Source organism: Nocardia terpenica (assembly GCF_013186535.1).
Taxonomy (GTDB): Bacteria; Actinomycetota; Actinomycetes; order Mycobacteriales; family Mycobacteriaceae; genus Nocardia; species Nocardia terpenica.
On the sequence record NZ_JABMCZ010000001.1, the window covers coordinates 1,227,202 to 1,253,571 of the forward strand.

The window sequence follows — 26,370 nt, forward strand, 5'->3', positions numbered from 1 at the left end:
TGACCTCTCTCTATGTTGGTGTAACTATGGGAAACAGTTACCCGTGCGATTTGGAGAGGCTGTGACGACGATGTCCGTTGCCGCTACCCGCGCCGACCTCGATCCGATTGTCGAGCAGGCCCAGCAGTACGCCCAGAAGCTGATGCTGCTGTCCGAAGGATCGGTCGACAAACACTTCGACCCGTATGAGGACATCGACTGGGGCAACCCCGATTTCGACGTGGACTCCCAGCCCGAGCGGTGGATTCTGCCCGCCGCCGCGGACCCGCTCGGCCGGCACCCGTGGTATCGCGCGCTGCCCGTGGACAAGCAGATCGAGATCGGCAAATACCGGCAGGCCAATGTCGCCAAGGTGGGCCTGCAGTTCGAATCCATCCTGATCAGCGGCATGGTGCAGCACACCTTCGGCCTGCCCAACGGCTCGGCGGAGTTCCGCTACTGCACCCACGAGATGTCCGAGGAACTCAACCACACCCTGATGTTCCAGGAGATGGTCAACCGCATCGGCGCCGACGTGCCCGGCATGGGCCCGATCGTGCGCCAGCTGCGCCACCTCGGCGTGCCGGTCGCGGTCATGTTCCCGAACCTGTTCTTCATGGCCGTGCTCGCCGGTGAGGAGCCGATCGACCACATCCAGAAGCAGATTCTGCGCTCGGGCGAGGAGGTGCACCCGATCATGCGCGGCGTCATGGCGATTCACGTCGCCGAGGAGGCGCGGCACATCTCGTTCGCGCACGAATACCTCAAGCACCATGTGCCCGAGGCGAATCCGGCCAACCGGCTGGTGCTGTCGATCGCCATGCCGATCGTCATGTGGATCCTCGGGCGCTCGATCGTGAAGCCGCCCAGGGCATTCTTCGACACGTTCGAGGTTCCGGCGGAGGTTCGCAAGGACTTCCTCGGCTCGCCGGACAGCAGGCAGGCGTTCAGCGACTACTTCGTCGACGTGCGCGCGCTGGCCAAGGAGATCGGCCTGATGAACCCGATCGCCAAGCGCGTGTGGAAGCTGCTGCGCATCGACGGCCCGGCCAGCCGGTACCGTTCGGAGCCGATCCGCGGCGGACGATAGATGCCCTACGTCGTCACCCAATCCTGTTGCAGCGACGCGTCCTGCGTGTACGCCTGCCCGGTCAACTGCATCCATCCCACGCCCGACGAACCGGACTTCCTGACGGCGGAGATGCTGTACGTGGACCCGCAGGCGTGCGTGGACTGCGGCGCCTGCGCCACGGCGTGCCCGGTGGACGCCATCACCTCGTCGAAGCGGCTGACCGCGGAGCAGAAGCCGTTCATCGAGATCAATGCCGACTTCTACCGGCAGTCCCGGCCGCGTCCGCTGCTGGCGCGGCCGGTGCCGGCGGCGGCGGTGGCCGCCGGGCGGGAGCCGCTGCGGGTCGCGATCGTGGGCTCGGGACCGTCGGCGATGTACGCCGCCGACGAGCTGCTCACCCAGCCCGGCGTCACGGTGACCGTCTTCGACCGGCTGCCGGTGCCCTACGGGCTGGCCCGCCACGGTGTCGCGCCCGATCACACCCGCACCCGGCAGGTGAGCCGATTGTTCGATGTGATCTCGGCGCAGCCGGGTTTCGGCTCGTATCTGAATGTGACTGTGGGTCGGGACATTTCGCACGCCGAACTGCTCGAGCACTTCCACGCGGTGATCTACGCGGTGGGCGCGTCCGCCGATCGCAAGCTGGAGATCCCGGGGGAGGGGCTGCCCGGGAGCGTGTCCGCCACCGAGTTCGTGGCCTGGTACAACGGCCATCCCGATCATGCCGACCGCCGCTTCGATCTGTCGCAGCGGCGGGCGGTGATCGTCGGCAACGGCAATGTGGCGCTCGACGTGGCCCGCATTCTCACCTCCGATCCGGCGCTGCTGGCCGGTACCGAGGTGTCTTCGGTGGCGCTGGATGCGTTGCGGCACAGCAAGGTCGAGGAGGTGGTGGTCGTCGGGCGCCGCGGCCCGGCCGAATCCGCCTTCACCGTACCGGAATTCGTGGGCCTGCTCGGCGCCGATGTCGATATCGAGGTAGAAGGGGAAGTGCCGGAGCCGGTTCCGGGTATGCCGCAGAAGGTGGAGCAGAAGCTGCGCCTGCTGCGCGAGGCCGCCGCGCGGCCGTCGCGCGGCCGCAAGCGGATCGTGTTCCGGTACCTGTCCGCCCCCACCGCGCTGATCGGCACCGACCGCGTCGGCGGCATCGAGCTGACGCGCACCGAACTGTCCGCCGACGCCGACGGCGTGGTGCGCGCGCTGCCCACCGGCGAGACCGAGACTCTCGACGCCGGGCTCGTGCTCGCCTCGGTCGGCTACCGTGGCGTGGCGCTGCCCGGGTTGCCGTTCGACGAGCGGCGCGGGGTCGTCCCGAATCGCGAGGGCCGGGTGCTGTCCGGTGAATCCGGTTTGCCCGCAACTGAATCCGCTTTGCCCGGTGCTGAAGCCTTTTTGCCCGGAACGTATGTGACCGGGTGGATCAAGCGAGGCCCCACCGGCTTCATCGGAACCAACAAGTCCTGTGCTCAGCAGACCGTGCGCCTGCTGGTCGACGACTTCAACACCGGCCGCCTCGCCGAACCGCGCCGCGACGCCGCCGATTTCGATCGTCTCGTCGACACGCGCCGCCCCGGGGCGATCCGCGGCGGCGCGGTCGCCCGGCCGTGGTGGAAACGGAAGCTGTTGGCGCGCAGCGTCTGAGTTGCCCGCACTGCAAACCGATCGGTTCCCCCGGAGTGGGTGATGTGCCTGAAACGCCGCTTCTGACGCGTGCAGCAACCTCTCAGACATTCGTTTTACCGGGGGATGTTTCAGACGTGGAGAGATCACCACGGTCGTTGCACAGCGCACCGGTTGGTATTCAGTGGGAATTACTGTGATGTAGCTGGTTTTCAGACGAAATTTAACGATGGTTCACGTTCTCGACATTATGTCTGCGCCCTAAAGCCGTTCTATCAGGGAGTTAGCGATATGTACCGATAGGTATGAAACCTTTTGCGCTCATTCGGCATTCGTCGCCGACACCTACCAGCTAACCTGTGACCGCTGTTTGGTAACTGACTGCGACCGCATGATTCGTCAACCTGGGGCCGTGGTCACGGTGCGTTGACGGGATGGCGATGACTGTTGGTTTCGGCATGAGCATCGGTACAGTGAACTCCGTCTGGGTGACCGCGGCCGGTGAGCGGGAACGGCCGGTCGTGCGGGTGCGTCGCACGGCCGTCACCTTCGACAGCGTCGGTGGTGCACGGATCGGCGGCATTCCCCGATTCGCCCCGCTGGTAACGGATTTCGCCGATCTCACCCGGGACATCGAGCCGGTGGTCCTGGGCGGCCGCATCTGGTGGCCCGCCGATCTGGTGGCCGCGGTGATCGACTGCCTGATCGAGGTCGGCGAGTCGGCCGCTGGCCCCGTCGCCACCTATCCCGCTTGCTATTCCGTGCGGCAGGGCGGCATGCTGCGGCACGCGCTGGACCGGATCGGGGCCGTCGACGTGCTGCTCATGCCGGAGCCGGTGGCGGCCGTGGAATGGCTCGACGCCGAGTACGGCGTCTCCGAGAACGGCCTCACCCTGGTCTACGACCTGGGCGGCAACTGCCTCGACGTGGCGGTCGTGCGCACCGAGGCCGACCGCGACGAGCGCGGGGTGCTCGGCCGGGCGGTGCGCTCGTACGAATTCGGCGGGCGGACGCTGGGCGCCATCCTGGCCCGCTACGCGCGGTCGCTGTCCCCGAGCGCCTCCTCGCCGGTGTCGAAGGTGATACCCGCCTGCGACACCAGCCGGTTACGCGCCTGGCATGTTCGCAATTCCCTTCGGGCGGTGCGCAATTGCGTGCATGCCGCCGGGCTGACCATGCCCGATATCGACCGTGTGCTGGTGGTGGGCGGGGCGGCGCGCCCGGTCGAGGTGGAGCTGGTGCTCGCCGATCTCGGTCGGCCCGTGGTGGTTCCGCCGGATCCGGCGCACGTGGTGGCCGTGGGCGCCGCCCTCGCGTCGGCACGCCTGGCGGACGCCGCGGGCAGTGCCGGACGGTACGCGCGTGGCGCGGCCGTGCTGTCCAGCGCCGCGGTCGCCTCCGCGCTGGCCATGTCGGCGGCGACCATGGTGGGCGGTGGGGGAGTCGGAACCGACGGCACCACACTGGAATTCGGGCCCGCCCTCGCCGAGCCCGCCAACCGCGTCCACGACCACCCGGTCGATCTGCGCCTGTCCGATGGCTCGGACCTGACCACCGAGGTATCCGCCGGAGCCGACGCCCTGGTGTCGTTCACCGGATTCGGCCCGTATACCCCTGCGGCACAGGGGTTGTCGCCCGCCTCGGTGCCCGACGCCGGGGTTCCCGCCGCCATCGAATCGCACGGGCCCGGCACCCACTGCGACCCGGTGGGCCCCGGCAGGCAGCCCTACTCCGACCCGGCGCACTTCGTGAACCCACTCCCGTTCTACCCCGTCCCCGACTCCACCCTGGCTCGCCCGACGGTCGGCGCCATCCCCAAGATCAGCCTCCCGCCCTCTTATCCGCGCGCCAATTCTCCTGGTGACCTGCACAATTCACCCGGCTCCCACGACACCGGCACGGGCCTCGCCGGAACCGGGACCGTGAGAACTCCCGGCGATGACAACTCCCTGTCGCATCCCACCCCCTCGTCCTCGACTGCCGATTCCGGCATCGAATCGAATGGAACAAGCTCCGGCGCAGCATCTTCCGATTCCGCTCCCGGCCACACCGCCCCGGTCGGCGGCAATCCGCACGGCGCACCGCTCCCGGGAAGCCTGCCCCCCTCGGGCGATATGCACACCAACACAGGCGAATCCGCGCCCGACGGCGGGTCCGACAGCACCGACACCGCGACCGACCACACTCCTTCGGATAGCACCGACCCCACCCGCGACAGCTCTGCCCCGGGTGACCACAACCCGGCCGACGATCACTCCACCTCCGGCGGAAGCTCTCCCGCCCACACCCCCACCCCCGACGGCAGCTCTCCCTCCTCCAGCTCTCCCTCCGGTGGAGGCTCTCCCTCCCACGGCTCTCCCTCTGACGGAAGCTCTCCTTCCCACAGCTCTTCCCCCGGCGGCAACTCCCCCGCCCACAGCTCTCCGCCCAGCGGAAACCCTCCCTCCCACAACACCTTCGGCGGCGGCCTCCCGCCAAGCGGCGCGCATGCCTTCAGCGGCGGGTTCTCGGGAGGTTCGCACATCGCCGGGCAACGCTGAGCCGGGAGGTCGGCCGCACACCGCTGGAGGCGGCGTGAGCGTGCTTGCCAAGGAAAGAGCATGCTCATGGACCGAACCGTTCGACTTCCACGGTGCCTACGTCCGGCTCACGGAGGCGTTCGGTAGCCCGAAACCCGTGCAGCGCCCGCACCCGCCGATCATGATCGGCGGCCGCCTCGTCCGCGACCCTGCGCATCGCCGCCGAGCACGCCGACATCTGGAATATCGCCGGTGGCGACATCGACGACGACGCCACCCGTGCCGCGATCGGCGAGGCGATCGACGCGGGTTTTCGCCACATCATCCGACGAGCTGATCGCCAGACTGTCGGTATGACAAACGATGTTGTGCTGCACTGCGGTACGTGCGGGCGGGACCACCGGCTCGAAGAACTCGCCTGGCGGTGCGGTGACTGCCGCGGGGTGCTGGATCTGGCGGGCTTCACCCCTGTGCTGCCGTCACTGCCCGAACTGGCCGGTGCGCGACCGACGTTGTGGCGCTACGCATCCGCGCTCCCGATCGCCGAGCCGATCGATATCGGCCTCGGTGAGGGCATGACGCCGCTGATCCACGCGCCCGGACGCACCGACATCATGCTCAAACTCGATTACCTCATGCCCACAGGCTCTTTCAAGGATCGCGGCGCCGTTCTGCTCGCCGCGCTCGCCCGGCGGCTCGCGGTGCCGCGCATGCTGGCCGACAGCAGCGGGAATGCGGGAACGGCCATTGCCGCCTACGCCGCCCGCGCCGGGATCGCCTGCGAGGTCTACGTCCCCGCGTCGACCTCGGCCGGGAAGCTGGCGCAGCTACGCGCCTACGGCGCAACGGTGCACGCGATTCCGGGTACGCGGGAGGACACCGCGGCGGCCGCCGCCCGCGCGGCCGACGAATCGGGCAACTTCTACGCCAGCCACGTCTACCACCCGTTCTTCCTGCACGGCACCAAGACCTACGCCTTCGAACTGTGGGAACAGCTCGGCGGCCGACTGCCGGGCACCCTCGTTCTCCCCGTCGGCAACGGCACGCTCGTCCTCGGCGCCTACCTCGGCTGCCGGGAACTGCTCGCTCGGCGGCTGATCGACCGGATTCCCAGAATCGTTGCGGCACAGGCCGAATCCTGCGCACCGCTGGCCGCCGCCATCCGCACCGGCAGCACCGTACCCGTCGACGTGGCCGCGCGACCGACCGCCGCCGAAGGCATTGCCATAGCCCGCCCCGCCCGCGGTCGCCAGATCCTCGCCGCCGTCCGGTCCACCGGCGGCACGATCGTCACCGTCGCCGACACCGAAATCCGCACCGCCCATGCCGAACTGGCGCGCGCCGGGCTCTATGTCGAACCCACCGCGGCGGTCTGCTGGGCGGCGGTTCGAGCCGGTCGCATCGGCGGCTCCGGCCGATCCTCGTCGAGCCCGGCCGTCGTCGCGCCGCTGTGCGGAAGCGGGCTGAAGGCCGAGCCACCGGCCGAAGCCCTCGATATCTCGCCCCGGGCATAAGTCGAACCCGAAATCGTAACGCGCGCAGTCAATCCTGGGAACGTGTTGAATATCACGCTGTTCCGAATCTTCTTGCCACACCGACCGCATGTCCGATATGAGTGACTTGTTAGTTTTTGGTCGGAGAAGAGTGAGGAATTCAATGGTCCGTCGGACTGTTTTCACCGCGAGCCGTCGCGCGCTCGTAGGTGCCCTGCCGATCGCCGTGGGCATCGCGTTCGCCGGTGCCGCGGCGGCCGAGCCGGTGGCGGCGCAGCCGGTGGCGGCTCCGGTCCAGGCCCAGCCGGTCGCCGGTGTTCCGCTGGAGATCGCGACGAATCCGGATGCGCAGGACAGTGATCCGCTGCACAACGGCATCGCCGCGGGCGCGCTGGCCGGTGCCGCGGGCTCCGGCGTGCTGGGCGCGGTGACCGGTTCCGGTATCGGCGCCATTCCGGGCGCGATCAACGGCGCGCTCTGGGGCACCGTGATCGGCGCGCTGGTGGGCGTCTTCGCCCCGGACTCCGTGCCGCAGGTGCTGCCCTGACCCGCAGCCGCAGGGTCGACGGCCGCGCACCGAAAGGTGCGCGGCCGTCCGCGATTGCGACTACTGCGCGGTGAAGCCGCCGTCGATCGCCACCGCGGCCCCGGTCACGAAGGACGCCTCGTCGCTGAGCAGATACACGCACAGTGAGGCGATCTCGTCCGGACGCGCGATCCGCCCCAGCGGATGCAGCGCCGCGATGCTCGCCTCGCCCTCGGGGGTGGCGCCCATCGATGCGCGGAACGCCGGGGTGTTCACCGCGCCCGACACCAGCGCATTGACCCGCACGCCCCGAGCGGCCCCCTCCAGCGCCACCGCCCGCGTCAGCCCGACGACGCCGTGCTTGGCCGCCACATACGGTGCCACCGAACCCATTCCGACCACCCCGAGATTCGAGGCGTTGTTCAGGATGGCCCCGCCGCCGGAGGCGACGATCGCCGGAACCTGGTGCCGCAGACCGTAGAACACGCCGGTCAGGTTCAGCTCCAGGTCGGCCCGCCAGGCCGACTCGTCGATATCCTGCACCGGACCGAACGCCCGCACCGCCCCCGCATTGTTGAATGCCGCGTCGAGCCGCCCGAACTCGTCGAGCGCGGTGCGCGTCAGCCGCTCCACCTGGTCGGCCACCGTCACATCGGTCGGGACGAACACCGCCCGGCCACCTGCCGAGCGAATCCGCTCGACCACCCGCTGACCGGGCTGCTCACCGCGCGCCCCGAGCACCACCGCGGCGCCCTCGGCGGCCACCCGCAGGGCCACCGCCTCGCCGATCCCGGAAGTCGCCCCGGTGATCAGCACGACCTTGGCCTCGAACCGAGAACCCATCGTCATCTCCATTTCCCCTTGTCGTTCCGACGTTTTCGTCGCGGTTGTCAGTCAAGTCGCCGCGGCGGGGCGGTGCTGGCGGGATCCGGACCTATAGTTGATGCGTCATTAATTGCGTCGATCGCGGTGGTGCGCACACTGGACTGGTGGACGCCAGAATCCTCGGAACCGTCATGCCGGTCCTCGAGGTCACCCTGAATCCGGGAGACAGCGTGGTCGCCGAGGCCGGGCAGCTGTCCTGGATGACCGATTCGATACGCCTGCACACCTCCACGCGCGGTGTCTCCGGCGGCGTCCTGGGCACGATGCGCCGCGCCATCGCCGGTGCGGGGCTGTTCATGACCGAATACACCGCCGCCCGTCGGCCGGGCACCGTCGCGTTCGCGGCCAAACTGCCGGGCCGGATCGTGCCGGTCACGGTCGAGCGCGGCGTGGAGTACCTGCTGCACCGGCACGGATTCCTGTGTGCCAGTGGCGATGTGCGGGTGACGCTGAGCTTTCAGCGGCGGCTGGGCGCGGGCATCTTCGGCGGCGCGGGATTCACGCTGCAACGCGTGAGCGGGACCGGCGCCGCGTGGGCGGAGCTGTCCGGCGAGGTCGTGCAATACGATCTCGGGCCCGGGGAGACGCTGCGGGTGCATCCCGGGCACGTCGGCATGTTCGACGCCACCGTCCGCTTCGACATCACGGTCATGCGCGGCATCCGCAATATCCTCTTCGGCGGCGACGGATTGTTCCTGGCCGCGCTGACCGGCCCGGGACGGGTCTGGCTGCAGTCGATGACCATTGCCAACCTGGCCCACGCCATCACCCCGTACCTGCCGCAGCCCGAGCCCGACCGGCAGCGATGAGAATGCATTTGCCGCATCGGTAAGAATGAGCCGGTGGGCATACCGGATAGACCAGAGTTGATCGCGCTGGATGTGGACGGCACCTTGCTGCGCACGGGGGAGCGGATCACCCCGCGGGTCCTGGCCGCGGTGCGGGCCGCGGCCGAGGCGGGGGCGCACGTGGTGATCACCACCGGGCGCACGCTGCTGGCGACCCGGCTCGTCATCGAGGAACTGGAACTCGTCGAGGGGCACGCGCTGTGCTCCAACGGCGCTGTGCACGTGGACATCTCGAACTGGCGGCCGCTGGCCGTGCACACCTTCGACCCGGAACCCTCGGTGGGCGTGCTGCGTTCGCTGTTCCCGGACATGGTGCTGTCGGTGGAGAAGGTCGGCGTCGGCACCTGGACCACCGGCTACTACCCGGGCAGCTTCCGGCTCGGCGAATTCCGTTACGTCGAGGACAGCGACCTGAGCCTGGAGCCGACCACCCGCCTCAACGGCTGGTGGCCCGGCGGCACCCTCGCCGACATGGTCGAGATCGTGCGCGGGGTGCGACTACCCGGCGCGGGCTGGGTACACGGCGAGGTCGAGCCTTGGCTGGTCGCCTCGAAGCAGGGCGTGACCAAGGGCTGGGCCCTCGAACGCCTGCGCCGCCAGCTCGACATCCCCCGATCGGCCACCCTCGCCATGGGCGACGGCTACAACGACCGCGAAATGCTCACCTGGGCAGCCCATTCCGTAGCCATGGGCAATGCCGTCGCCCCGATCCGCCAACTGGCCGACGAAATAACGGCCGACGTCACCGACGACGGAGTAGCGGTAGTGCTGGAGCGCTGGTTTCATTGATCCCCTACCGTCGGGCTCTTGCGTGATCCGACTCACATCTCCTACAGTCAGTGCAATGTCACATATCACATGGCACTGATCCTCGAAGTGCCGGGCCGAGACGGGGGCCGGTGTGTCGCACAGTATTTCGCCGCAGCGATCGGATATCTCGACGCGGGAAAAACCCTGGCACGGCGTGCTGGTGGCGACGGCATTGCCCTTCGCCGCGGACGATTCCGTCGACTATGACGCCTATGCCGAGCACGTCCGCTGGCTGGCGGCCAGCGGATGCCACGGGGTGAGCCCGAACGGGTCGCTCGGGGAGTATCAGACCCTCGACGACGTGGAGCGGGCGCGGGTGGTGGAGACCGCTATCGCGGCGGCTCCCGGCGGATTCACGGTCATGCCGGGCGTGGCCGCCTACGGTGCCCGGCAGGCGCGGCGGTGGGCCGAGCAGGCGGCCGAGGCGGGGGCGCAGGCGGTCATGCTGTTGCCGCCCAACGCCTATCGCGGCGGCCGGGAATCGGTGCTCGACCACTACCGCACCGTCGCGGCGGTGGGGCTGCCGATCGTGGCCTACAACAACCCGATCGACACCCGCATCGACCTGACCCCGCGGCTGCTGGCCGAGCTGTTCCACGAGGGCCTGATCGCCGGGGTGAAGGAATTCAGCGGAGACGTGCGCCGCTTCTACGAGATCAAGGAACTGGCACCGGAATTGGATGTGCTGGTCGGCTCCGACGACGTGGTGGCGGAGCTGGCGATCGCGGGCGCGGTCGGCTGGGTGGCCGGATACACCAATGTCTTTCCGCAGGCCACGGTCGAACTGTTCGACGCCGCAGTCAATCACGACCTCGACAAGGCGCTACCGCCGTACCGCGACCTGCACCCCCTGCTGCGCTGGGATTCGAAGACGGAGTTCGTCCAGGCCATCAAGCTGTCGCTGGATGTCGTCGGCCGCCGGGGCGGCAGGTGCCGCGCGCCGCGCGTCCCGCTGTCCGCCGAGTCGGCCGCGGCCATCGCCGCCGCCACCGAACGTGCTCTCGCACAGGGCTATCGGTAACCATGTCCGGCACCGACGTCCTCATTGTCGGCGCGGGCGTGATCGGATGCGCGCTCGCCGACCGGCTCACGCTGGCCGGGGCCTCGGTGCGGGTCTGCGAGCGCGGCGGGGTCGCGTCGGCCACCACGGCGCACGGGGAAGGCAATGTCCTCGTCTCCGACAAGGCCCCCGGTCCCGAACTGGATCTCATCCGACTGTCCCTGCGGCTGTGGCCCGAAACGCTCGACCGGATCGCCGAGCGGCTGCCGCAGGATGCCGCGGCCGTCGACTGGGATCGCAAGGGCGGCATCGTGGTTGCCACGACACCCGAGGGAGCCGATGCGCTGAGCGAATTCGCGGACGGCCAGCGCGCGGCCGGAGTGCACTGCGAGACTATGGATTCGGACGGCCTGGCCGCCGCCGAACCGGCCCTGACCCGTGACGTCCGCGCGGCCGTCTACTACCCGGACGACGCCCAGGTGCAACCGGTGGGCGCGGCGACGGCGTTCCTGGCCGCGGCCGTCGCCGCCGGGGCGGCGCTCGAAACCCGCTGTGCCGTCACGGGTCCGATCGTTCGGGACGGCAGGCTGATCGGTGTGCACACCACCCGCGGCCCGCGCACCGCGACGACGGTGATCAATGCGGCCGGGCCGTGGTCGGGCGCGCTGTCTCGGCTGCTGGGCGCGCCGATCGCGGTCGCCCCGCGCCGCGGCGACGTGCTGGTCACCGCGCCGCTCCCGCCGACCGTCTTCCACAAGGTGTACGACGCGGATTATGTAGGCGCGGTGGGCAGTTCGGCGGCGGCACTGCAATCGTCCGCGGTGGTCGAATCCACCCCCGCCGGACCGCTGCTGCTCGGCTCGACCCGCCGCCGCTGCGGCTTCGACGACCGCCTGCGCCCCGACAGCCTCTCCGCCATCGCGCGCAAGGCGATCCGCCTCTACCCCTGCCTCGCCGACGCGGCGATCATGCGCGCCTACGGCGGTTTCCGCCCCTACACCGACGACCACCTCCCGATCCTCGGCCCCGACCCTCGCCTCCCGGGGCTCTGGCACGCCACCGGCCACGAGGGCGGGGGAGTGGGACTGTCGACGGCCACCGCCCACCTGCTCACCGCCGCCCTCACCGACCAGCCACCCATACTCGACATCGCCCCCTTCACCCCCGCCCGCCCGGCCGTCCTCGTTCGACAGCAGGCCCGGGCATGAGTTCGTATTCGATTCCGGCGGCGGAGGATCCGGTGGGACGGCGGGATCGGCCGGTCACGATCAGTGTCGACGGGGACGAGGTTCGAGGGGTGACGGGGCAGAGCCTGGCCGCGGTGCTGCTCGGGGCGGGGCGGTCGCAGTGGCGCACGGCGACCACGGGCGGTAGCCGGGGTGTGTTCTGCGGCATCGGTGTGTGTTTCGACTGTGTCGCGACCGTCAATGGGGTGCGCGATATCCGGCTGTGCCGTCGGCCCGCCCGGGACGGGGACCGGGTGGTCACCCAATCGCGCAGCGCAGCCGAGGCGGAGTCGTGAGGCAACGGCACGTGGTGGTGATCGGCGGCGGGCCCGCGGGGATGGCTGCCGCGGAATCCGCTCTGCGCCACGGCGCTTCGGTGACCCTGGTCGACGCGAACGAAATGCTCGGCGGACAGTACAACCGGCGCATCTCCGCGGCCTTCGAGGTACGCCGCCCGCTCACCATCGGACACGGCTACCCGGCGGCCGACCGGCGCGCCCGCTGGCTCGCGAATCATCCACGGTGCGAATACCTGCCGTGGGCCGCGGTGTATCGGCTCGACCGTGACGGCGGTCGCCCCCTCGTGCGCGCACTGGTGGGCGTGGAGGGCGATCACCGCACGCACCGCGAGATTCGCGGCGACGCACTGATTCTCGCCACCGGGGCCTACGACCGGGTGTGCCCGTTCCCCGGCTGGGACCTCCCCGGCGTCTATACCGCCGGTGCCGCACAGACTCTCGCCAAGACCCAGCGGGTCCTGGTGGGCCGCTCGATCCTGCTGTCCGGCACCGGGCCGTTCCTGCTGCCGGTGGCCCGGGCGCTGGCCGAGGGCGGGGCGACCATCCGCGCGGTGCTCGAGGCCAATCCGGGCCGCCGCATCGCCCGGCACTGGGCGGCGCGGCCGTGGCAGCTGCGGCACAGCGCCGACAAGGCCGTCGAGCTGGCGGAGTACCTGGCTTACGGTGTGCGGCACCGGATTCCGCTGTGTACCTCGCATGCCGTCATTGCCGTGGCGGGCGACGGCCGGGTGCAGGAGGCCACCGTCGCCCGGCTCGACGAGAACTGGATCCCCGTTCCCGGCAGCCAGCGCACCCTGGCGGTCGACGCGGTGGCGGTCTCGCACGGCTTCACCCCGCAGCACGAACTGGCGCTCGCCGCCGGAGCGGAATTGACCGAGGACGGCTTCGCCCGCGTCGATCGCACCCAGCGCACCACCGCCGAATATGTCTGGGCGGCAGGCGAAATCACCGGTATCGGCGGCGCACAGGTCGCTGCGGTCGAGGGCGCGGTGGCGGGAACGGCCGCGGCGGGGGCGGACCCGTTCGCCGATCGCTCGCTGCGCGCCGAACACCGCACCGCGCGACAGTTCGTCGCCCGGCTCGCCGCCGCGCATCCGATTCGCTCCGGAGCCCTCGACTGGTCCCGGCCCGATACGGTGATCTGCCGCTGCGAGGGCACGACCCGCGCCGATCTGACCGCCGCCTGGGACCGCGCCACGGGTGACGGCTATCGATCGGTCAAGCTGGCCACCAGGGCCGGATTGGGGCCGTGCCAGGGCCGCATGTGCGCGGCGGCGATCGCGGCGCTGCGCCCACGCCCCTGCACCGACGGGACCGACACCGACGGCCTGGCCGCGGCCACCCCCGCCCGCCGTCCGTTCGCGGCGCCGGTGCGGCTGCGCGAACTCGCCGAACTCGACAGCGAAGGGCCAGCGTAATGCGAAGCAGCCGAATCATTTCCGCGATCGACACGCACACCGAGGGCATGCCCACCCGGGTGGTCACCGGCGGTATCGGCACCGTGCCCGGTGACACCATGGCGGCGCGGCGGACGTATTTCCAGCGGCATCTGGACGGACTGCGCACGCTGCTGATGTACGAGCCGCGCGGGCACGCGGCCATGAGCGGCGCGATCCTGCAACCCGCCACCACCGCCGACGGCCACTACGGGGTGCTGTTCATCGAGGTCAGTGGGCTGCTGCCGATGTGCGGGCACGGCACCATCGGGGTGGCCACCGCGCTCGTCGAATCCGGGATGGTGCCCGTCGCCGAGCCGACCACCGAGATCCGCCTCGACACCCCCGCCGGGCGCGTCGTCGCCGAGGTCGCGGTGTCCGGCGGCCACGCGGACGCGGTCACCCTCCGCAATGTGCCCGCCTACTGCGACAGCGTGGACAACACCGTGGACGTGCCGGGGCTCGGGACCGTGCGCTACGACATGGCCTACGGCGGCAACTTCTACGCCATCGTCGGGCTCGACGGTCTCGGAATACCGTTCGACCGCGCGCACAAGGACCGGATCCTCGACGCGGGCCTGCGAATCATGGCCGCCGTCAACGACACTCGCCGCCCGACCCATCCCGGGGACGAGCGGATATCCGGCTGCAAGCACGTCCTGTTCCTCGACCCGGCCTCCGAACCCGCGCACACCCGGCACGCCATGGCCATCCATCCGGGCTGGTTCGACCGCTCACCCTGCGGCACCGGCACTTCCGCGCTGCTGGCCCGCCAGCACGCGCGGGGCTTGCTGTCCGACGGCGAGGTGCTGCGCAACGATTCGTTCCTGGGCACCACCTTTCACGCCCGCGCGCTCGAAACCACCACCGTGGGCGGCCATCCCGCGGTCGTGCCCGCGCTTACCGGCCGCGCCTGGGTCACCGGGATCGGCACCTATCTGCTCGACCCCACCGACCCCTTTCCGGAAGGTTTCCTGTTCTGATGGGCGAGCGCGCCACCCGGTCCACGCTGCGCGACCACGTCGGGGACGCGCTGCGCGCCGCGATCATCTCCGGCGAACTCGCGCCGGGAGCGCTCTATTCGGCTCCGGCGCTGGCCGAACGATTCGGCGTCTCCGCCACCCCCGTGCGCGAGGCGATGCTCGACCTGGTGCAGCAGGGTCTGGTGATCTCGGTGCCCAACAAGGGATTCCGCGTCACCGAACCCTCCGACGCCGACCTCGACGCCATTGCCGAGATCCGCCTGCTCCTGGAGCCACCGAGCGTGCGCGCCATCGTCGGCGCCGTCCCCGCCGCGGATTTCCCCGCCCTGCGCGCCCAGGCCGACCGGATCGTGCGCGCGGCCCGCCGCGGCAACCTCGTCGACTACGTCGACGCCGACCGCCGCTTCCACCTCATGCTCCTGGACTATCGCCGCAACCCCCGCCTGTCCCGCATAGTCGGCGACCTGCGCGCCCAGACCCGCCTACTCGGCCTGTCCGCCCTGGTGGCTCGCGGCGAGCTGGAAAACTCGGCCCGCGAACACCACACCATTCTCGACCTCCTCGAATCCCACCGGGCCGCGGAACTCGAACGCTTCCTCCGCGCCCACATCGGCCACACCCGCGGCATTTGGGCGGCGGGAAACGCCCCGGACGCCGAAATCCCCTGAGCCGGAACGCTGGTCAGGCCGCGGCGTGCCGAATGCGCTCGGCGAGAACGGTTGCCGCGTAGCGGCTTGCGATGATCTCGGTCAGCAGTGGATGAGACCCGATCGGTGCGGCGTGGACCAGGTCCGGGGCCGCGGTCGCCAGCCGATCGGTGAGCAGGCCCGGGGCGAGGAACCACGGGGCCACGATCACGCGCTCACACCCCCGGGCCCGAAGCCGGGAAACGGCCTCGGGGAGGGTGGGTTCGGTGGTGGCGAAGCAGACTTCGGTGCGCCAGGCGGTGCCGGTCGCCAGGAGGCGGCCGATGCGGTGGGTGCGGCGGTTGGCGGTGGGGGAGGAGGAACCGACCGCCGCCACGGCGATGCCGAGACGGTTGTCGGCCACGTCCGCGCCCGTTGCCAGGACGCGGTCGCGCAGGGCGGTGACGAGGCGGGGGTCCGGGCCGAGGACGTCGGCCTGGGTCACGTGCAGGCGCGGGTGGCGGGCGCGGGCGGCCGCGAGCAGGCCGGGGAGGTCGACGCGGGCGTGAAAGGCGCTGCCCAGCAACAACGGAACCACGACGGCCTCGGTATGGCCCGCGGCGGCAACGGCATCGATGACCTGCTCCACCGAGGGCGTGCTCAGGTCCAGGAACGCCAGCCGCACCGCGAGATCCGGCCGGACCCGTGCCAGCCCGGCCGCCACCGCGGATATCGTTGCCGCGGAACGCGGATCGCGACTGCCGTGCGCGACGGCGATCAGCGCCGGGCCCGCGACCGCCACCTCAACTCCCGGACTCGGTGCCGACCTCCACCGCGGTCAGCACATCGCCCACCAGCCCGGCGGCGAGGGTGTTCCCGCCCGCCGGATCGATGAGCAGGAAACTGCCGGTGTGCCGGTTGACCCGATAGTCGTCGGCCACGATCGGGTCGGCGACCCGCACCGAGATCCGGCCGATATCGTTGAGCGACAACGACTCCGGCTCCGGATCGGCGGCCAGCCGCTGCTCGTCGAACCGCTCCAGCAGCGCACCCACGATCGCCTGCGTGGTGCGCGTCCCGTGCTTGAGCAGCAGCCGCGCACCCGGCCGCAGCGGCCTGTCGCCGAGCCAGCAGACGGTGGCGTCGAACGCCTCGATCGGCTCCGGCGCATCGGCCGCCGCCGCGATGGTGTCGCCGCGCGAGACGTCCACATCGTCGGCGAGTAGCAGCGTCACACTGCGCCCGGGCTGGGCCGCGGGCAGCTCGCCGTCGGCGGTATCGATGCGCTCGACAGTGGTGCGGATACCGGACGGCAGCACCACCACCTCGTCGCCCTTCGACACCACGCCCGCCGCAACCTGTCCCGCGTACCCGCGGTAGTCGGGGTACTCGGCGGTGCGCGGCCGGATTACGTACTGCACCGGGAACCGTAGTCCCACCCGGTGGCGGCCGGAGCTGTCGGCGTCGACGGGTACCGACTCCAGATGCTCGATGAGCGAGGGCCCGTCGTAGTACGGGGTGTTCGCCGAGCGGGAGGCCACGTTGTCGCCGTGCAGCGCCGACACCGGGATCTCGGTGACATCCTCGGGTGTCCAGCCCAGTGTCGTTGTCAGCTCGGCGAATTCGGCCGAGATCTTGTCGAATACCCCGGCGGCGTCGTCGACCAGATCGATCTTGTTGACCGCCAGTACCAGTTTCGGGACCCCGAGCAGCGCCATCACCGCGGCGTGGCGGCGGGTCTGCTCGATGACGCCCTTGCGTGCGTCCACGAGCAGGATCACCAGCTGCGCGGTCGACGCGCCGGACACCGTGTTGCGGGTGTATTGCACGTGTCCCGGGGTATCGGCGAGCACGAACGAGCGTGCGGGGGTGGCGAAGTAGCGGTAGGCCACATCGATGGTGATGCCCTGTTCCCGCTCGGCGCGCAGGCCGTCCACGAGCAGCGACAGGTCCGGTGTGGCCAGCCCGCGGTCCACCGACGCGCGGGTGACGGCGTCGATCTGGTCGGCCAGCACCGATTTGGTGTCGTAGAGCAGGCGCCCGACCAGCGTGGACTTACCGTCGTCGACACTGCCGGCGGTGGCCAGTCGCAGTAGGTCGGCCATCAGAAATAACCTTCTCGTTTGCGGTCTTCCATCGCGGCTTCGGAGACTCGGTCGTCGCCGCGGGTGGCGCCGCGTTCGGTCAGCCGCGACGCGGCCACCTCGGCCAGGATGTCGGCGTTGGTGGCGGCGGTGGACAAGATTGCGCCCGTGGTGGATCCGTCGCCCACGGTGCGATACCGCACGGACTTGACGGTCAACTCCTCGCCGTCGCGCGGCCCGCCCCAGGAGCCGGGGGTCATCCACATGCCGTCGCGCTGATAGACCGGGCGCTGGTGTGCGTAGTAGATGGTCGCCAATTCCACGTTCTCGCGGGTGATGTAGCGCCAGATGTCGAGCTCGGTCCAGTTGCTGAGCGGGAACACCCGCACGTGTTCACCCGGTGCGTGCCGCCCGTTGTACAGGTTCCACAGCTCGGGTCGCTGCCGCTTGGGGTCCCAGCGCCCGAACCCGTCCCGCAGCGAGAAGATGCGTTCCTTGGCGCGTGAGCGTTCCTCGTCGCGGCGGCCGCCGCCGAAGACCGCGTCGAACCGGTGCTCGGTGATGGCGTCCAGCAGCGGCACCGTCTGCAGCGGATTGCGGATGCCGTCCGGCCGCTCGCTCAGCCGCCCGTCGGCCAGATACTCCTCGACGCTGGCGACATGCAGCCGCAGCCCGTACTTGTCGACCACCCGGTCCCGGAACCGCAGCACCTCCGCCAGATTGTGCCCGGTATCCACATGCAGCAGCGCGAACGGCAGCGGCGCGGGCCAGAACGCCTTCAGCGCCAGATGCAGCAGCACGGTCGAGTCCTTACCGCCGGAAAACAGGATCACCGGCCGCTCGAACTCGCCCGCGACCTCGCGGAAGATGTGAATGGACTCGCTCTCCAGCGCGGCGAGGGTATCGAATCCCCCGAGCGAGGCGAGCACATCGAATTCGGTATCGGTGGCAGTGGAATTCATGGCTGATGCAACCCGCATTCGGTCTTGGCGAGGCCGGCCCAGCGGCCGCTTCGCGGATCGGATCCCGGTTCCGGCTTCCGCGTGCACGGAGCGCAACCGATGGACGGATACCCCTCCTCCACCAGGGGATTGACGAGAATGCCGTGTTCGGCGATGTAGGCGGACATGTCCTCGTCGGACCAGGCCGCGATCGGGTTGATCTTCACCAGCCCGAAGCCCTCGTCGAAGGAGATCAGCGGCGCGTTGGCGCGGGTGGGCGCCTCCACCCGGCGGATGCCGGTGACCCACGCGTTGTAGGGCGCCAGCGACTTCCGCAGCGGCACCACCTTGCGCAACCGGCAGCACTCGTTGGGCTCGCGCGCGAAAAGATCCTTGCCGAGCAGCGAATCCTGTTCCGCCACGGTCTGTTCCGGCGTCACATTGACGACGTTCACGCCGTACACCAGCTCCACCGCGTCCCGGGTGCCGAGGGTCTCGGCGAAGTGGTAGCCGGTATCGAGGAACAGCACGTCGACACCCGGTCGCACCCGCGCCGCCAGCTGCACCAGCACCGCGTCCTGCATGTTCGAGGCGACGATGTAGCCGGAACCGAAGGTGTCCTCGGTCCACTGCAGCAGCTCGGTGGCCGAGGCGTGCGGGCCGAGTTGTGCCGCACCGTCTTCCGCGATCCGGCGTAGCTCGTCGCCGGACAGCTTCTCCAAAGTGGTTGCCATGGCTGATTTCTCCCGTTACCGAAGGTCGGCCTCGTCGGCGCGGACGGCCCACTGCGCGAACCGTTCGCCCGCGTCGCGGTTCTTCACGAAATTGCGCACCACGCGCTCGACGTAATCGCCGAGTTCGGTGCTGGTGACCTTGTGCTGACGCAGCTTGCGGCCGAACGCGCTGTCGAAGCCGAGGCTGCCACCCAAATGAACCTGGAAACCCTCCACATGATTCCCGTTGCCGTCGTCGACCAGCTGGCCCTTGAATCCGATGTCGGCGATCTGGGCGCGGGCGCAGGAGTTCGGGCAGCCGTTGATGTTGATGGTGATCGGCACGTCCAGCTGCGCGTTGATATCGGCCAGCCGCCGCTCCAGCTCCGGCGCGAGTTCCTGTGAGCGCCTGCGGGTCTCGACGAACGACAGCTTGCAGAACTCGATTCCGCTGCAGGCCACCAGATTCCGCCGCCAGATCGACGGCCGCGCCTGCAGGCCCAGCGGTTCCAGCTCCTCGATCAGCTGGTCCACCTTGTCGTCGGGCACGTCCAGCACGATCAGCTTCTGATACGGCGTGAATCGCACCCGGTCCGCGCCCGTCTTCGCCACCGCGTCGGCCACCTTGGTGAGGACGGTGCCCGACACGCGACCGGCGATGGGAGAGAAGCCGATCGCGTTGAGCCCGTTGCGCAGCCGCTGCACGCCGACATGGTCGATGATCTGCGTCGGCTGCTCCGGCGCCGGGCCGTCGACGAGCGTGCGCTTCAGGTACTCGTCCTCGAGCACCCGGCGGAATTTCTCGACGCCCCAATCCTTCACGAGGAACTTGAGCCGGGCCTTGGTCCGCAGCCGCCGGTAACCGTAGTCGCGGAAGATCGAGACGACCGCCTCCCACACATCGGGAACCTCCTCCAGCGGCACCCAGACGCCGAGCCGTTGCGCCAGCATGGGATTGGTGGACAGGCCGCCGCCGACCCACACGTCGAAGCCCGGTCCGTGCTCGGGATGCACCACGCCGACGAACGCGACGTCGTTGATCTCGTGCACCACGTCCTGCTGCCCGGAGATGGCGGTCTTGAACTTGCGCGGCAGATTCGAGTAGCGCTTGTCGCCGATGTAGCGGCGCACGATCTCGTCGATGGCCGGGGTGGCGTCGATCACCTCGGCCAGCGACTCACCGGCCAGCGGCGAACCCAGCACCACGCGCGGGCAATCCCCGCACGCCTCGGTGGTTTTCAGCCCGGCCTCTTCCAGCCGCCGCCAGATCTCCGGCACGTTCTCGATCTCGATCCAGTGGTACTGGACGTTCTCGCGGTCGGACAGATCGGCGGTGTCGCGGGCGAATTCGGTGGAGATGCCCGCGATCGCGCGCAGCTGCGCCAGATTCAGCGCACCGCTGTCGCAGCGCACCCGCATCATGAAGTAGCGGGCCTCGAGGAGGTCGATGTTCTCGTCGCCGGTCCAGGTGCCGTCGTAGCCCTGCTCGCGCTGGGTGTACAGGCCCCACCAGCGGAACCGGCCGCGCAGATCGGCCTTGTCGATGGCGTCGAAACCGGCCTTGGCGTAGATGTTTTCGATGCGCGCGCGAACGTTGAGCGGGTTGTCGTCCTTCTTGCTCTGCTCGTTGGGGTTCAGCGGCTCGCGGTACCCGAGGGCCCACTGGCCTTCCGACTTGCGGCGCACGGGTTTCCCGGTGCGCTGCCGCGGGGTCGGGGATGAGGTGGCGTCGGTACTCGACGTCATGGGTCGCTCCTGCGGATGGAATGAAGGGCCTTGCGGCAGGCGGAGGGGGCTGGACTCACGCCTCGGTACTCGGCGGCCGGAGAAATGCGGCATCGAAACGGCGACACCGAAACCGGATACGCGGCCGAGCTACCGGAGGCACCCCGGCAGACAGCGCGCACTGCAGACACGCTTGAAGTCGACGTGGCGCCGCGCCACCAATCGCACCCCAAGTCCGGTCATGCGGCTATTGTGCCATGTCAGCGGGGCCTTTCCGACCCCGGCCCCGCATTTTCCGTAAATCGGAGGGAAATTCCCTGGGCAACCGCCCAAATTTGTGAGATCCGCCATAGCGACCGCCGGGCGGGGTGTGAGCGGGGTAACCGGTCAGACTGGAGGGGTGACTTCGACCGTTCGTGCCGACTCCGTTTCCTCCGCCTCGGGAGCGGGGGATCAGCCTGTGCTGGGGGATTTCGGGGGTGGGCCGTTCGGTATCTATGTGCACGTGCCGTTCTGTGCGACGCGGTGTGGGTATTGCGACTTCAACACCTATACGGCCGGGGAGCTGGGGACCTCGGCATCGCCGCAGTCGTGGCTGGCGGCGCTGAAGGGTGAGTTGGCTACGGCCGCAGCGGTATTCGGGGGATTGCCGACGGCACAGCCGGAGGTGGGGACGGTGTTCGTGGGCGGCGGGACGCCGTCGCTGCTGGGGGGTGACGGGCTGGCGGAGGTGCTGGCGGCGATCCGGGAGAATTTCACCCTCGCGGCCGATGCGGAGGTGACCACCGAGTCGAATCCGGAATCCACCTCGCCGCGCTTCTTCGAGCGCCTGCGCGAGGGCGGTTTCACCCGGGTGTCGCTGGGCATGCAGTCCGCGGCCGAGCATGTGTTGCAGGTGCTCGACCGCACCCACACCCCGGGCCGGGCCGTCGCCGCCGCCCGCGAGGCGCGCGCCGCCGGTTTCGAGCATGTGAACCTGGATCTCATCTACGGCACGCCGGGCGAAACCGACGCCGATCTCGATGCCAGCCTGGATGCCGTGCTGGCCGCCGGGGTCGACCACGTGTCGGCGTACTCGCTCATCGTCGAGGACGGCACCGCGCTGGCCCGCCGGGTCCGCCGCGGCGAGTTGCCCGCGCCCGACGACGACGTGCTGGCCGCCCGCTACGAGCGCATCGACGCCCGCCTGACCGCCGCCGGACTCACCTGGTACGAGGTATCCAATTGGGCGGCAAGCGATTCCGCCGCGTGCAGGCACAACCTCGGCTACTGGGACGGCGGCGACTGGCTCGGCGCGGGCCCCGGCGCGCACAGCCACCTCGGCGGCGTGCGCTGGTGGAACGTCAAACACCCGGCCCGCTACGCCGATCGCGTCGCCCGCGGCGGCCTCCCCGCCGCCGGATGGGAGGCCCTCACCGCCGCCGAACAGCACACCGAGCGCGTCATGCTCGCCGTCCGCCTCCGCACCGGCCTCCCCCTCGCCGACCTCGACACCCCCGGCCGCGCCGCCGCCGCCCGCGTCATCGCCGACGGCCTCGCCACCGACGCCGCCGACCGCCTCGTCCTCACCGACCGCGGCCGCCTGCTCGCCGACGCCGTCGTCCGCGACCTACTCGGCTGATCGTGTCGAGCCGACCATCGGCCCTGCTGAACGGGTCGTCGGCCCCGCTCGCGGGGCACGTATGCGGGGGATGTGCGCGCATGCAATTAAACTGGAATTCGGATTGACAGGGATCCGCGTGATCGCGTCGTGCCGTCGGCCGGTCGCGCCCCCGAAGCGGACCGATGACGAACGAGGAGGTGGGGCCGATGTCGAGCACCGAGAAGCGACGCCTCGAGGTCCTGCGGGCGATCGTCGCGGACTACATCGCGACCAAGGAGCCGATCGGCTCGAAAACCCTTGTGGACCGGCACAACCTGGGCGTATCCAGCGCCACGGTGCGCAACGACATGGCGGTGCTCGAGGCGGAGGGCTACATCGCGCAGCCGCACACCAGCTCCGGCCGCATCCCCACCGACAAGGGCTACCGCCAGTTCGTCGACAACATCGCCGAGGTGAAGCCGCTGTCCCCGGCCGAGCGCCGGGCCATCCTCGACTTCCTGGAGAGCGGCGTCGACCTCGACGACGTGCTCCGGCGCGGGGTGCGGCTGCTGGCCCAGCTCACCCGCCAGGTCGCCATGGTGCAGTATCCGACCGTGTCGGCGTCGACCGTCCGGCACCTGGAGGTCGTGGCGCTCAACCCGGCCCGCCTGCTGCTGGTCGTGATCACCGACACCGGCCGCGTCGATCAGCGCCTGGTCGACCTGGGCGCGGTGGTCGACGACGACGATCTGGCCGCCCTGCGCGCCATGCTCGGCAAGGCCATGGACGGCAAGCGCCTCGCGGTGGCCTCGAGCGCGGTCGCCGCACTGCCCGAGAACGCACCGGCCCGGCTGCGCGATGTGCTGGTGCGGGTGTCGACCACGCTGGTGGAGACGCTGGTCGAGCATCCCGAGGAGCGGCTGGTGCTGGGCGGTACCGCCAACCTCACCCGCAATGCCGGCGATTTCGGCTTCCCGGGCTCGCTGCGCCAGGTTCTCGAGGCCCTCGAGGAACAGGTGATCGTGCTCAAACTGCTCGCCGCCGCGCAGCATCAGGGCATGGTGACCGTGCAGATCGGCGAGGAGACCCAGGTCGAGCAGATGCGTGGCACCTCGGTGATCTCCACCGGGTACGGTATGCCGGGTACCGTGCTCGGCGGGATGGGGGTGCTGGGACCGACCCGGATGGACTACCCGGGGACCATTGCTTCGGTCGCCGCGGTCGCCCGATACATCGGCGAAGTGCTCGCCGAGCGATGAGCGAGAAACCTTCGGAACAGGACTAGAGACACAAGTGGCACGGGACTACTACGGAATTCTCGGCGTCGGCCGCAACGCGACCGACCAGGAGATCAAGCGCGCTTACCGCAAGCTGGCGCGGGAGTTGCACCCCGACGTCAATCCGGACGCGACCGCGCAGGAGAAGTTCCGCGAGGTGTCGGCCGCCTACGAGGTCCTCAGCGACCCGGAGAAGCGGCGCATCGTGGACATGGGCGGCGATCCGCTCGAATCCGCCGGCGGGGGCGGCGGTTTCGCGGGCGCCGGGTTCGGCGGCCTGGGCGACGTGTTCGAGGCGTTCTTCGGCGGCATGGGCGCGACCACCTCGCGCAAGGCCCGCGGCCGGGTGCAGCCGGGCGCGGATTCGCTGCTGCGGACCAGGTTGTCGCTGGCCGAATGCGCGGTCGGGGTCACCAAGCATCTGACCGTCGACACCGCGGTGCTGTGCGACCTGTGCCAGGGTGCGGGCACCAACGGCAACTCCAAGCCGGTGCGCTGCGAGACCTGCGGCGGCGCGGGCGAGATCCAGACCGTGCAGCGGTCGTTCCTGGGCCAGGTGATGACCTCGCGCCCGTGCCCGACCTGCCGCGGCACCGGCGAAACGATTCCGGACCCCTGCCGCAAGTGCGGCGGCGACGGCCGGGTGCGGGCGCGCCGCGAGATCGCCGCGCCGATCCCGGCCGGTGTGGCCAACGGCATGCGGGTGCGGCTGGCCGCGCAGGGCGAGGTCGGTCCCGGCGGCGGCCCGGCCGGTGATCTGTATGTGGAGATCGTCGAGCAGCCGCACGACACCTTCGTCCGCGACGGCGACGACCTGCACTGCACGATCCGGGTGCCGGTGGTCGACGCCGCCCTGGGCGCGACGGTGGTGGTCGACACCATCCTCGACGGCCCGACCGAGCTGACCATCCCGCCGGGCACCCAGCCGGGCGAGGTGTCGGTGCTGCGCGCGCACGGCATGCCCAAGCTGCGTTCCAGCGCCCGCGGCGACCTCATCGCCCACCTGGACATCGTGGTGCCGACCAAGCTCGATTCCAAGCAGGCCGACCTGCTGCGCAAGTACAAGGCGATGCGCGGCGGCGAGCGCACCGAGGTGCTGTCGACCCAGTCCGAGCACAACAGCGGGCTGTTCGCGCGCCTGCGCGCGTCCTTCAGCGGGCGCTGACGGCCCGTGGCCGCCACGGTTTTCTATCTGGACGACATTCCGGAGCCCGGTGCGATCGCGGTGCTGGACGGCCCGGAGGGCCGCCACGCCGCGACCGTGCGCCGTATCCGCGTCGGCGAGCCGATCACCCTGTCCGACGGCGCCGGTCTGCTCGCCGAGTCGGAAGTGGTTGCCGCCCAGAAGGATCGGCTCGAGCTGAAGGTCCACGCCAAGGTCCTGCTCGCCCCGGTCACGCCCCCCGTGACCGTGGTGCAGGCACTGCCGAAGTCGGATCGCTCCGAACTGGCCGTCGAACTGATGACCGAGGCCGGCGCCGACGTGATCGTCCCCTGGCAGGCGGCCCGCTGCGTAGCGAACTGGGAAGCCAAGGCGCACAAGGCCGTCGACAAATGGCGCACCGCCGCCCGCCAGTCCCGCCGCGCCTACATCCCCGCCGTCACCGACCTACACCACACCCCCGACATCCTCGACCTGACCCGAAAGATCAAGGCCAACAACGGAATAGTGGCAGCCCTCCACGAATCCGGCACCACCCGCCTCACCGACCTCCCCCTCGCCACCGCCACCCACATCCTGCTGATCGTCGGCCCCGAGGGCGGCCTGGCCGACTCCGAACTATCCGCCCTGGCAGACGCGGGGGCGGAGGTAACCCTGCTGGGCCCCACGGTCCTGCGCACCTCCACCGCGGCAACGGTGGCGCTGGGCGCGCTGGGAGCATTGACCCCGCGCTGGTAGCGGTCGGGTGGTATCACTGTTGGTATCATGACTCGTATGGCCTGGACCATGCGACTGCCCGACGACGAGGAAGCCGCCCTCGACGTGCAAGCTCGCGCCGAAGGGCGCTCGAAGCACGACATCACGCGGGATGCTCTCCGTCTGTATCTCCTCCGCAACCGGACTTGGGACACCCCGCTGTTCGCCGATGACGAAGGACTCGATCTCGGTGGGCCGATCAGCAAGGACGATATCCGGGACATCATGCACCGGTCCGCATGATCGTCATCGCGGATACCTCCGGGGTCTTGGCTCTGCTGAACCTGTCGGATCCGGAGCACTTGGCGGTGCGTCGAGCCGCGAACATTGCGAGCACATTGGTGGTGAGCACTCTCGCGCTGACCGAGGTGCACCACGTCGCGACCGCGCGTGCGGGGCGTGATGCGGCCGACCGAGTGCTACTTCTGCTGGCCGATCGGATCGCGACTACTCGGATCGAGGTTGCGAATACCGATGCGGCTCAACTCAGGACCGCTATCGCGGTTCGTCGGCAATACGCCGATCTGAATCTGGATCTGGTCGATGCCGCCTGCGTGGCGCTTGCGGCCGAGTACGACTCGGACGCTGTTCTCACGCTCGACAGGCGAGATTTTCGAACGGTACGCCCCCTGACTCACTATCCCGCGTTCCGGTTGCTGCCAGACGATCTGGATTGAGTCCCGCCGGGCGGGACGTGAACCAGGGGGTCGGTAACAGTTTACGGCGTGTCGGGTGGGATGGCGGGGTCATACTGGGGGGATCATGGCTCAGAGCGGCGCTTATCTTTGTGACAATCCGGGGGATTCGG

At 69.8% G+C, this 26,370-nt stretch carries 26 protein-coding genes; 19 read left to right on the forward strand and 7 right to left on the reverse strand.

Annotated features, from left to right (window positions below):
* Nucleotides 1-70 precede the first annotated feature (70 nt).
* The 3 genes from HPY32_RS05625 (at nucleotide 71) to HPY32_RS05635 (ending at nucleotide 5,211) form a co-directional block, all read left to right on the forward strand.
* Nucleotides 71-1,069, forward strand: coding sequence for an AurF N-oxygenase family protein (locus HPY32_RS05625; RefSeq protein WP_067593047.1), 999 nt, complete (start codon nucleotides 71-73; stop codon nucleotides 1,067-1,069).
* Nucleotides 1,070-2,692, forward strand: coding sequence for an FAD-dependent oxidoreductase (locus tag HPY32_RS05630; RefSeq protein ID WP_067593043.1), 1,623 nt, complete (start codon nucleotides 1,070-1,072; stop codon nucleotides 2,690-2,692). It abuts the gene before it with no gap.
* A 437-nt stretch (nucleotides 2,693-3,129) separates the two neighbouring features.
* On the forward strand, nucleotides 3,130-5,211 hold the full coding sequence (locus HPY32_RS05635; protein WP_171982728.1) for an Hsp70 family protein: 2,082 nt from the start codon (nucleotides 3,130-3,132) through the stop codon (nucleotides 5,209-5,211).
* A gap of 158 nt (nucleotides 5,212-5,369) precedes the next feature.
* On the opposite strand, the gene HPY32_RS05640 is transcribed toward HPY32_RS05635, so the two are convergent.
* A complete protein-coding gene (locus HPY32_RS05640) occupies nucleotides 5,370-5,567 on the reverse strand; it encodes a hypothetical protein (protein WP_156674665.1) in 198 nt (65 codons plus the stop codon).
* Here HPY32_RS05640 and HPY32_RS05645 point away from each other — a divergent pair.
* Both HPY32_RS05645 and HPY32_RS05650 read left to right on the forward strand, forming a co-directional pair.
* Nucleotides 5,544-6,704 carry a pyridoxal-phosphate dependent enzyme gene (locus HPY32_RS05645; RefSeq protein ID WP_067593036.1) on the forward strand — a complete coding sequence of 387 codons (1,161 nt, stop codon included), beginning with the start codon at nucleotides 5,544-5,546 and terminating at the stop codon, nucleotides 6,702-6,704. The genes HPY32_RS05640 and HPY32_RS05645 overlap by 24 nt on opposite strands.
* A gap of 142 nt (nucleotides 6,705-6,846) precedes the next feature.
* Nucleotides 6,847-7,230, forward strand: a complete 384-nt coding sequence (locus tag HPY32_RS05650) for a hypothetical protein (protein WP_156674664.1) — start codon at nucleotides 6,847-6,849, stop codon at nucleotides 7,228-7,230.
* A 60-nt stretch (nucleotides 7,231-7,290) separates the two neighbouring features.
* Here the strand turns inward: HPY32_RS05650 and HPY32_RS05655 are convergent, their stop codons facing one another.
* A complete protein-coding gene (locus tag HPY32_RS05655) occupies nucleotides 7,291-8,052 on the reverse strand; it encodes an SDR family NAD(P)-dependent oxidoreductase (protein WP_067596165.1) in 762 nt (253 codons plus the stop codon).
* A gap of 146 nt (nucleotides 8,053-8,198) precedes the next feature.
* On the opposite strand from HPY32_RS05655, the gene HPY32_RS05660 reads away from it, so the two are divergent.
* From HPY32_RS05660 to HPY32_RS05695, 8 genes are all read left to right on the forward strand, one after another.
* Nucleotides 8,199-8,903: a TIGR00266 family protein gene (locus HPY32_RS05660; RefSeq protein ID WP_156674663.1), complete on the forward strand. Its 705-nt coding sequence runs from the start codon at nucleotides 8,199-8,201 to the stop codon at nucleotides 8,901-8,903.
* A gap of 33 nt (nucleotides 8,904-8,936) precedes the next feature.
* A complete protein-coding gene (locus HPY32_RS05665; protein ID WP_067593023.1) occupies nucleotides 8,937-9,731 on the forward strand; it encodes an HAD family hydrolase in 795 nt (264 codons plus the stop codon).
* Between the two features lie 112 nt (nucleotides 9,732-9,843).
* The gene (locus tag HPY32_RS05670) at nucleotides 9,844-10,773 is read left to right on the forward strand and encodes a dihydrodipicolinate synthase family protein (RefSeq protein ID WP_231951832.1); all 930 of its coding nucleotides are present in this window, start codon (nucleotides 9,844-9,846) and stop codon (nucleotides 10,771-10,773) included.
* A gap of 2 nt (nucleotides 10,774-10,775) precedes the next feature.
* Nucleotides 10,776-11,960, forward strand: coding sequence for an NAD(P)/FAD-dependent oxidoreductase (locus tag HPY32_RS05675; protein WP_067593020.1), 1,185 nt, complete (start codon nucleotides 10,776-10,778; stop codon nucleotides 11,958-11,960).
* On the forward strand, nucleotides 11,957-12,274 hold the full coding sequence (locus HPY32_RS05680) for a (2Fe-2S)-binding protein (protein ID WP_067593017.1): 318 nt from the start codon (nucleotides 11,957-11,959) through the stop codon (nucleotides 12,272-12,274). Before HPY32_RS05675 ends, HPY32_RS05680 begins: the two co-directional genes overlap by 4 nt.
* On the forward strand, nucleotides 12,271-13,695 hold the full coding sequence (locus HPY32_RS05685) for an FAD/NAD(P)-dependent oxidoreductase (RefSeq protein ID WP_082871683.1): 1,425 nt from the start codon (nucleotides 12,271-12,273) through the stop codon (nucleotides 13,693-13,695). Before HPY32_RS05680 ends, HPY32_RS05685 begins: the two co-directional genes overlap by 4 nt.
* Entirely contained in the window at nucleotides 13,695-14,696 is a 1,002-nt protein-coding gene (locus HPY32_RS05690; RefSeq protein WP_067593015.1) for a proline racemase family protein, read from the forward strand. Before HPY32_RS05685 ends, HPY32_RS05690 begins: the two co-directional genes overlap by 1 nt.
* Entirely contained in the window at nucleotides 14,696-15,364 is a 669-nt protein-coding gene (locus HPY32_RS05695; protein ID WP_067593012.1) for a GntR family transcriptional regulator, read from the forward strand. Before HPY32_RS05690 ends, HPY32_RS05695 begins: the two co-directional genes overlap by 1 nt.
* A 13-nt stretch (nucleotides 15,365-15,377) precedes the next feature.
* Here HPY32_RS05695 and HPY32_RS05700 read toward each other — a convergent pair whose 3' ends face one another.
* The 5 genes from HPY32_RS05700 to HPY32_RS05720 are packed head-to-tail and all read right to left on the reverse strand — an operon-like array spanning nucleotide 15,378 to nucleotide 20,806.
* A complete protein-coding gene (locus HPY32_RS05700) occupies nucleotides 15,378-16,124 on the reverse strand; it encodes a sirohydrochlorin chelatase (RefSeq protein ID WP_067593009.1) in 747 nt (248 codons plus the stop codon).
* A gap of 1 nt (nucleotide 16,125) precedes the next feature.
* Nucleotides 16,126-17,427 (reverse strand): sulfate adenylyltransferase subunit 1, encoded by a 1,302-nt coding sequence (locus tag HPY32_RS05705; RefSeq protein WP_067593006.1) that lies wholly within the window; start codon nucleotides 17,425-17,427, stop codon nucleotides 16,126-16,128.
* Complete coding sequence (cysD, locus tag HPY32_RS05710; protein WP_067593004.1) at nucleotides 17,427-18,368, reverse strand: sulfate adenylyltransferase subunit CysD; 942 nt, start codon at nucleotides 18,366-18,368, stop codon at nucleotides 17,427-17,429. The genes HPY32_RS05705 and cysD overlap by 1 nt, the downstream gene beginning before the upstream one ends.
* Complete coding sequence (locus HPY32_RS05715) at nucleotides 18,365-19,081, reverse strand: phosphoadenylyl-sulfate reductase (protein ID WP_067593000.1); 717 nt, start codon at nucleotides 19,079-19,081, stop codon at nucleotides 18,365-18,367. Before HPY32_RS05715 ends, cysD begins: the two co-directional genes overlap by 4 nt.
* A 15-nt stretch (nucleotides 19,082-19,096) precedes the next feature.
* Nucleotides 19,097-20,806, reverse strand: coding sequence for a nitrite/sulfite reductase (locus tag HPY32_RS05720; protein WP_067592997.1), 1,710 nt, complete (start codon nucleotides 20,804-20,806; stop codon nucleotides 19,097-19,099).
* A 379-nt stretch (nucleotides 20,807-21,185) separates the two neighbouring features.
* Between HPY32_RS05720 and hemW the strand changes: the two genes are divergently transcribed.
* From hemW to HPY32_RS05750, 6 genes are all read left to right on the forward strand, one after another.
* Nucleotides 21,186-22,406 carry a radical SAM family heme chaperone HemW gene (gene hemW, locus HPY32_RS05725; RefSeq protein WP_082871682.1) on the forward strand — a complete coding sequence of 407 codons (1,221 nt, stop codon included), beginning with the start codon at nucleotides 21,186-21,188 and terminating at the stop codon, nucleotides 22,404-22,406.
* Between the two features lie 188 nt (nucleotides 22,407-22,594).
* Nucleotides 22,595-23,626 carry a heat-inducible transcriptional repressor HrcA gene (gene hrcA / locus HPY32_RS05730; RefSeq protein ID WP_067596161.1) on the forward strand — a complete coding sequence of 344 codons (1,032 nt, stop codon included), beginning with the start codon at nucleotides 22,595-22,597 and terminating at the stop codon, nucleotides 23,624-23,626.
* 34 nt (nucleotides 23,627-23,660) lie between these two features.
* Nucleotides 23,661-24,809, forward strand: coding sequence for a molecular chaperone DnaJ (gene dnaJ, locus HPY32_RS05735; RefSeq protein WP_067592990.1), 1,149 nt, complete (start codon nucleotides 23,661-23,663; stop codon nucleotides 24,807-24,809).
* Between the two features lie 6 nt (nucleotides 24,810-24,815).
* Nucleotides 24,816-25,544, forward strand: coding sequence for a 16S rRNA (uracil(1498)-N(3))-methyltransferase (locus HPY32_RS05740; RefSeq protein WP_067592987.1), 729 nt, complete (start codon nucleotides 24,816-24,818; stop codon nucleotides 25,542-25,544).
* Nucleotides 25,545-25,580: 36 nt separating this feature from the next.
* Nucleotides 25,581-25,805, forward strand: coding sequence for a ribbon-helix-helix domain-containing protein (locus HPY32_RS05745; RefSeq protein WP_067592984.1), 225 nt, complete (start codon nucleotides 25,581-25,583; stop codon nucleotides 25,803-25,805).
* The gene (locus tag HPY32_RS05750) at nucleotides 25,802-26,239 is read left to right on the forward strand and encodes a type II toxin-antitoxin system VapC family toxin (RefSeq protein WP_067592981.1); all 438 of its coding nucleotides are present in this window, start codon (nucleotides 25,802-25,804) and stop codon (nucleotides 26,237-26,239) included. The genes HPY32_RS05745 and HPY32_RS05750 overlap by 4 nt, the downstream gene beginning before the upstream one ends.
* Nucleotides 26,240-26,370 lie beyond the last annotated feature (131 nt).

Coding starts and splice junctions, on each gene's coding strand:
- cysD (WP_067593004.1), bottom strand. CDS start 18,368: ATGAATTCCACTGCCACCGATACCGAATTCGATGTGCTCGCCTCGCTC.
- HPY32_RS05645 (WP_067593036.1), top strand. CDS start 5,544: ATGACAAACGATGTTGTGCTGCACTGCGGTACGTGCGGGCGGGACCAC.
- HPY32_RS05635 (WP_171982728.1), top strand. CDS start 3,130: ATGAGCATCGGTACAGTGAACTCCGTCTGGGTGACCGCGGCCGGTGAG.
- HPY32_RS05720 (WP_067592997.1), bottom strand. CDS start 20,806: ATGACGTCGAGTACCGACGCCACCTCATCCCCGACCCCGCGGCAGCGC.
- HPY32_RS05715 (WP_067593000.1), bottom strand. CDS start 19,081: ATGGCAACCACTTTGGAGAAGCTGTCCGGCGACGAGCTACGCCGGATC.
- HPY32_RS05695 (WP_067593012.1), top strand. CDS start 14,696: ATGGGCGAGCGCGCCACCCGGTCCACGCTGCGCGACCACGTCGGGGAC.
- HPY32_RS05675 (WP_067593020.1), top strand. CDS start 10,776: ATGTCCGGCACCGACGTCCTCATTGTCGGCGCGGGCGTGATCGGATGC.
- HPY32_RS05680 (WP_067593017.1), top strand. CDS start 11,957: ATGAGTTCGTATTCGATTCCGGCGGCGGAGGATCCGGTGGGACGGCGG.
- hrcA (WP_067596161.1), top strand. CDS start 22,595: ATGTCGAGCACCGAGAAGCGACGCCTCGAGGTCCTGCGGGCGATCGTC.
- HPY32_RS05690 (WP_067593015.1), top strand. CDS start 13,695: ATGCGAAGCAGCCGAATCATTTCCGCGATCGACACGCACACCGAGGGC.
- HPY32_RS05750 (WP_067592981.1), top strand. CDS start 25,802: ATGATCGTCATCGCGGATACCTCCGGGGTCTTGGCTCTGCTGAACCTG.
- HPY32_RS05705 (WP_067593006.1), bottom strand. CDS start 17,427: ATGGCCGACCTACTGCGACTGGCCACCGCCGGCAGTGTCGACGACGGT.
- HPY32_RS05650 (WP_156674664.1), top strand. CDS start 6,847: ATGGTCCGTCGGACTGTTTTCACCGCGAGCCGTCGCGCGCTCGTAGGT.
- HPY32_RS05655 (WP_067596165.1), bottom strand. CDS start 8,052: ATGGGTTCTCGGTTCGAGGCCAAGGTCGTGCTGATCACCGGGGCGACT.
- HPY32_RS05745 (WP_067592984.1), top strand. CDS start 25,581: ATGGCCTGGACCATGCGACTGCCCGACGACGAGGAAGCCGCCCTCGAC.
- HPY32_RS05630 (WP_067593043.1), top strand. CDS start 1,070: ATGCCCTACGTCGTCACCCAATCCTGTTGCAGCGACGCGTCCTGCGTG.
- HPY32_RS05625 (WP_067593047.1), top strand. CDS start 71: ATGTCCGTTGCCGCTACCCGCGCCGACCTCGATCCGATTGTCGAGCAG.